The organism is Ornithinicoccus halotolerans (assembly GCF_009602535.1).
Classification (GTDB): Bacteria; Actinomycetota; Actinomycetes; order Actinomycetales; family Dermatophilaceae; genus Ornithinicoccus; species Ornithinicoccus halotolerans.
This window is the reverse complement of record NZ_WIQI01000146.1, coordinates 1-5,449: the sequence shown is the minus strand read 5'-3', so window position 1 is coordinate 5,449 and position 5,449 is coordinate 1. Positions and strand designations below refer to the sequence as shown.

Here is a 5,449-nt window from a genome sequence, read left to right as displayed (position 1 = left end):
CCAGGTGCTGGTGCTGCTCGTCCTGGCGGTGGCAGTGCTGTTCCAGTGGGTGTTCCCGCTGCTGGCCGACTGGCTCGACCGCCCCGCTCCCCCGTGGGCGCCGCGGCTCGCTGACCACCTCCGGCGGCTGCTGGCGGACATCGACGCCGCCCACGCGGAGCCGGCCGGCCGCCGGTTCCCGCGTCGGATGCTGCTCCAGGCCCGCGCGCTCGCCGAGCAGCTGGCCTCCGAGCCGGGCGTCGACGACCGGCTGGTCCACACCGACCTGCACGGCCAGAACGTGCTCTGCCGCCCGGACCCCCGCCAGTGGGTCGCGATCGACCCGAAGGTGATGGCCGCCGACCCCGCGTTCGCGGTCGCCCCGGTGCTGTGGAACCGGTGGGGCGAGGCGGAGCGAGCCCACGACGTCCGGGTCCACCTGAACCTGCGGCTGGAGACGGTGTGTGACGCCGCCGGCATCGACCCGGACCGGGCCCGGGCGTTCGGCGTCCTGCGGATGGTGCGCAACGCCCTCTGGGCGCTGGCCGAGGACGCCGGCCCGGGCACCTCCCCCGGGACACAGCGGTGGCTGACCCAGGCGGTGACCATCGTCAAGGCGCTGCAGCCGGGCTGAGCGCTGTCGGCGGGTCGTGGCAGGCTGCAGCCATGACCAGCGAACCCGGGGTGCTGGGCGGCACGCCCGAACGGCCGGCCCGGTTCTTCACCGGGCCGGAGGAGTTCCGGGCCTGGCTGGAGCTGCACCACGCCACCGCGACCGAGCTGTGGATGGGGCTGCGCAAGAAGCACGTGGCCGACCGGGGGCTCACCTGGGAGCAGGCGGTGCCGGAGGCGCTGTGCTACGGCTGGATCGACTCGGTGTCCCAGCGCATCGACGAGGACACGCGGCGGCAACGCTGGACCCCGCGCCGGCCGGGCAGCCACTGGAGCAGCGTCAACCTCGCCCACGTGGAGCGCCTCATCGCCGAGGGCCGGATGACGCCCGCCGGGATGGCGGTGTTCGAGCAGCGTCGCCCCGACCGGTGCGGGGTGTACTCCTACGAGCGGGCCGAGAGCGACCGGCTGCCGCCGCAGTTCGCCGCCGTGCTGGCGGCCGACCCCGCGGCGCAGGCGTTCTGGGAGCAGGCCACGGCGACCTACCGGCGGGTGTGCGTCACGTGGGTGACCACCGCCAAGCGGGAGGAGACCCGGCGCGCCCGGCTGGCGACGCTGGTCGAGGACTGCGCCCACGGCCGGCTGGTCAAGACGCAGCGCTACGGCGCCCCGCCCCGCTGGCTGGAGCGGGCCTCGGCGGCTGCTGAGCAGGCACGCCGGTCACGGTGACACGGCCGCTGCACCGCAGCAGCCGTGTCACCGTGCCGGCACCGCCAGCGGGGATGAGCCTGCCGGCTCAGAAGATGTCGAGCAGCCCCCGGGTGTCACGCTGCTGCTCGCCCTGCTGAGCGCCGAGCACCACCAGCACGCCGGTGAGGGCGGGGATCGCCCACTGGGCGGCCTTCAGCTGCTTCTGCGCGGACGCCAGCTCGTCGCTGGCCACCTGCGAGGGCTCGGTGGCGCCGTGAGCGCCCTCCTCCTGGTGCATCGCCACCTTGCGACCGAGCATGCCGGAGTAGGCGGTGACGGCAGCGGCCACGACGGTGAGGGAGGCCTTCACGGCCGTGTTCGTCTTGGTGTCCGAGTCGGCCGTGAGCCGGCCCTTGTTGCCGCCGATGAGGCCGAGCCCGCCAATGGCGTGGACGCCGACGGCGGCCACCTGCACGGGGGTCCACTTGGCCCAGCCGAGGGAGGACAGGCGGGTCCGCTCCTGCGGGTCCCTGGCCTGGCCGGTCGCGCCGTTCAGCCCGACGGCGCCCATGAGGGAACCCCCGAACCAGGCGGCGAGGCCGACGTCGTGCATGGCGCGGGACAGGGTGTTGGTGTCAGTCATGGTTCCAGCTCCTGGGGTGAGGCACGGGTGCTACTCCCCCCTTCCTACCCGCAACCGAGGGGGTTCGCGACCTGACGGCGTCGGGCGCAACCCCGGGCCCACCCCGTCCGCGGCGCCCGCCCGAGCCAGCCACTGGACCAGCGCGTGCTCGTCCTCGCCCCACGCGGGGTCCGGGACCGTTGCGGGCCCGCGGTCGCCGCTCGCGGCCACCGCGGGCCCGTCCCGACCAACCGGCCGGGGCTACCGCCTCACTGCAGCTCCGGGGTGTAGAGCAGCAGCTCCGGCGAGCCCGCTCCGGAGCCCTGCACGACCCCGCCGGTCGCGGCACCGGTCACCGCGTCGTTGACCTGACCAGGCTCGGCCCCGGGGTTGCTCTCCAGGTAGAGCGCGGCCGCTCCCGCCACGTGCGGCGAGGCCATCGACGTGCCCGAGATGGTGTTGGTGGCCGTGGTGGAGGTGTGCCATGCCGAGGTGATCGACGCCCCGGGGGCGAACAGGTCCAGACAGCTGCCCCAGTTGGACCAGGAGGGGCGGTCGTCACCGGAGTCGGTAGCCCCGACAGTGAGCGCGGCCTCGGCCCGGGCGGGCGAAGAGCCGCAGGCGTCAGCGCCGTCGTTGCCGGCGGCGACGGCCACCGTGACACCGGCCGCGACCATGCGGGCCACCGCGTCGTCCACGGCGGAGCTGGCGGCGCCGCCCAGGCTCAGGTTGGCCACCGACGGGCCGTCCGCGTTCGCGGCGACCCAGTCCATGCCCGCCACGACCCCGGACCAGGTACCCGACCCGCGGCAGTTGAGGACCCGCACCGGGATCAGCGTGGTCTCCTTGGCCACGCCGTAGGTGGCCCCTCCGACGGTGCCCGCCACGTGGGTTCCGTGCCCGTTGCAGTCCTCCGTGGTGTTGCGGCCCCGGACGGTGTTGTAGCCGGGGGCGACGCGGCCGGTGAACTCCTCGTGGTCGCTGCGGATCCCGGTGTCGACGATGTAGCTGTCGACGCCGACGCCGGCCGCGGTGTGGCCGTAGCTGCCGTCCAGGGGCAGCGTGCGCTGGTCGACGCGGTCCAGGCCCCAGGTGGCGTCCTGCTGGGTGTCGCTGATGCTCACCGCGCCGTCCGGGCTGACCGACGCGACGGCGGGGTCACGACCGAGCCGGGCGGCCTCGGCGCGGGTGAGCTGGGCCGCGTAGCCACCCAGCGCCGAGTACTCGTGCTCGACGACGACCCCACGCGTCGTGAGCCGCTGCACGGCGGTGGCGGTGGCGGCGGCAACTCGGTCGCGGGCCTGCTGGGGCAGCACCCCTTCGGCGCCTCGGTACTGCTGCATGTCGAGCATGACCAGGTAGCTGCTGGTGCCGGAGCGGTCTTCCGGTTGCCCGGCAGCGGCCAGCGCCGGGCCGGCGGTGGCGGTCGCGGCCAGCGCGAGCGCGGCGGCCAGCGCGGCAGGTCGACGGTGCGGACGCGTCATCGGTGCTCTCCTTTGAGACGGCGACACCCCGGGCGGGGACCCGGGTGCCGACGACAATGACGCCGACGCGACCACCGAGGAAAGGGTCCTGACCCGATCCAGATGGTTTGTTGACCACATCGGAACGATGGACAGGTGCGTCCGTTGGTCAGCCGGGCGCGGCAGCAGCTCACCATGACCTCCGAGGAGGGGCGGCTCCCGGTGGCGACGCGTGGCCGCTGGCTCCGGGGCGGAGGCCGGGAGGCCCGGTACCTCCCTGGGGTGACAGCGATGTCCCGGTGTGTTGTCGTGGTCCTGTGGGTGCATCGCTGGGCTCACTGAGGAAGGGAGGCGCCGATGGCCAACCGCCTCGCGACCGCGACGTCGCCGTATCTCCTGCAGCACCAGCACAATCCCGTCGACTGGTGGGAGTGGGGGGAGGAGGCCTTCGCCGAGGCGCGTCGCCGCAACGTGCCCGTCCTGCTGTCGGTGGGGTACGCCGCGTGCCACTGGTGCCACGTCATGGCCCACGAGTCGTTCGAGGACGAGCAGGTAGCGGCCGCGCTCGCCGCGGACTACGTCGCCGTCAAGGTGGACCGCGAGGAGCGGCCCGACGTCGACACCGTCTACATGAGCGCCACGACCGCGATGACCGGGCAGGGCGGGTGGCCGATGACGTGTCTGCTGACCCCGGAGGGGGAGCCGTTCTGGGCGGGCACCTACCTGCCGAAGCCACAGTTCCTGCAGCTGCTCTCCGCCGCGGCCCACGCGTGGCGGGAGCGTGAGGATGAGGTCCGCCAGGGCGGGGCCCACGTGGTGTCAGTGCTCCGGCAGGCCCAGGACGCCCCCGCCGCGGAGGCGCCGGCCGACGAGGACGGGCAGCAACGCCTCGCCCAGCCGGGCCTCGTCGACCCGGCAGCGCTGCGTGGCGCCGCGCAGGCGCTCACCGCGGGGGAGGACCGCCGGCACGGTGGCCTCGGCTCGGTGCCCAAGTTCCCGCCCTCCATGGCGCTGACCTTCCTGCTCGCCCACCACGTCCGCACCGGCGACGCCCAGCCGCTGGCTGTCGTGGAGCGGGCCGCCACCGCGATGGCCCGCGGCGGCATCTACGACCAGCTCGCCGGCGGGTTCGCCCGCTACTCCGTCGACGCCGCGTGGGTGGTCCCGCACTTCGAGAAGATGCTCTACGACAACGCCCTGCTGCTGCGGCTCTACGCCCGGGTGGCCGTGCACGGCGGGCAGCACACCCGAGCCCTCGCGGAGCGGGTCACCCGGGAGACCGCCGAGTTCCTACTCACCGACCTGCTCACCGCCGAGGGCGGCTTCGCCTCCTCCCTCGACGCCGACACCGAGGGCCGGGAGGGGCTGACCTACGTGTGGACTCCGGGGCAGCTGCGCGAGGTCCTCGGCGCGGCGGACGGGGGCCGCGCTGCGGCGCTGCTCTCGGTCACGCCGGAGGGCACCTTCGAGCACGGGACCTCCACGCTGCAGCTGCGGGCCGACCCCGACGACCCGCAGTGGTGGGCACGAACCCGGTCCCGGCTGCACGCGGCCCGCCAGGAGCGCCCACAGCCGGGCCGGGACGACAAGGTCGTCACCGCGTGGAACGGCCTGGCCGTCGCCGCCCTCGCCGAGGCCGGCTGGCTGCTCCAGGAGCCGGCGTGGGTGACCGCGGCCGAGCGGTGCGCGCGACACCTGCTGCGGCTCCACGTGGTCGACGGCCGGCTGCGCCGCTCCTCCCGTGACGGCGCGGTCGGAGCCGCAGGGGCGGTGGCGGAGGACTACGGCAACGTCGTCGAGGCGCTGGACGTGCTGCACGCCGTGACCACCGACCCGGGATGGCTCCGCCAGGCCGACCAGCTGCTGCGGGACGCCCTGGACCGGTTCGGTGACGGCAGCGGCGAGTTCACCGACGTCCCGGCGGACGGCGAGCGGCTGGTCCTGACGCCCCGCACCCGGGCGGACAACGCCGAGCCGAGCGGTCAGTCGGCCCTGGCGCTCGCGCTGGCCACGCACGGCGCGCTCAGTGGATCGGGTGAGCTGCTGGCGCTGGCGCGGGCGGCCACCGACGCGATGGCGCCGA

The 5,449-nt window shown here is 74.7% G+C and carries 5 protein-coding genes; 3 read left to right on the top strand and 2 right to left on the bottom strand.

Translation table 11 applies throughout. The annotated features are described in order from the left end of the window. Both GFJ45_RS14970 and GFJ45_RS14965 read left to right on the top strand, forming a co-directional pair. Positions 1-613 (top strand): aminoglycoside phosphotransferase family protein (locus GFJ45_RS14970; RefSeq protein ID WP_228387120.1); only part of this gene is annotated, 613 nt, incomplete at its 5' end. Positions 614-645: 32 nt separating this feature from the next. Continuing rightward, entirely contained in the window at positions 646-1,320 is a 675-nt protein-coding gene (locus GFJ45_RS14965) for a YdeI/OmpD-associated family protein (RefSeq protein WP_153398614.1), read from the top strand. Between the two features lie 67 nt (positions 1,321-1,387). On the opposite strand, the gene GFJ45_RS14960 is transcribed toward GFJ45_RS14965, so the two are convergent. Both GFJ45_RS14960 and GFJ45_RS14955 read right to left on the bottom strand, forming a co-directional pair. Beyond that, on the bottom strand, positions 1,388-1,924 hold the full coding sequence (locus GFJ45_RS14960; RefSeq protein WP_153398612.1) for a hypothetical protein: 537 nt from the start codon (positions 1,922-1,924) through the stop codon (positions 1,388-1,390). A gap of 248 nt (positions 1,925-2,172) precedes the next feature. Next, on the bottom strand, positions 2,173-3,387 hold the full coding sequence (locus tag GFJ45_RS14955; RefSeq protein ID WP_153398610.1) for a S8 family peptidase: 1,215 nt from the start codon (positions 3,385-3,387) through the stop codon (positions 2,173-2,175). A gap of 336 nt (positions 3,388-3,723) precedes the next feature. Here GFJ45_RS14955 and GFJ45_RS14950 point away from each other — a divergent pair. Beyond that, positions 3,724-5,449: thioredoxin domain-containing protein (locus GFJ45_RS14950; protein WP_153398608.1), on the top strand; the 1,726-nt coding region annotated here is incomplete at its 3' end.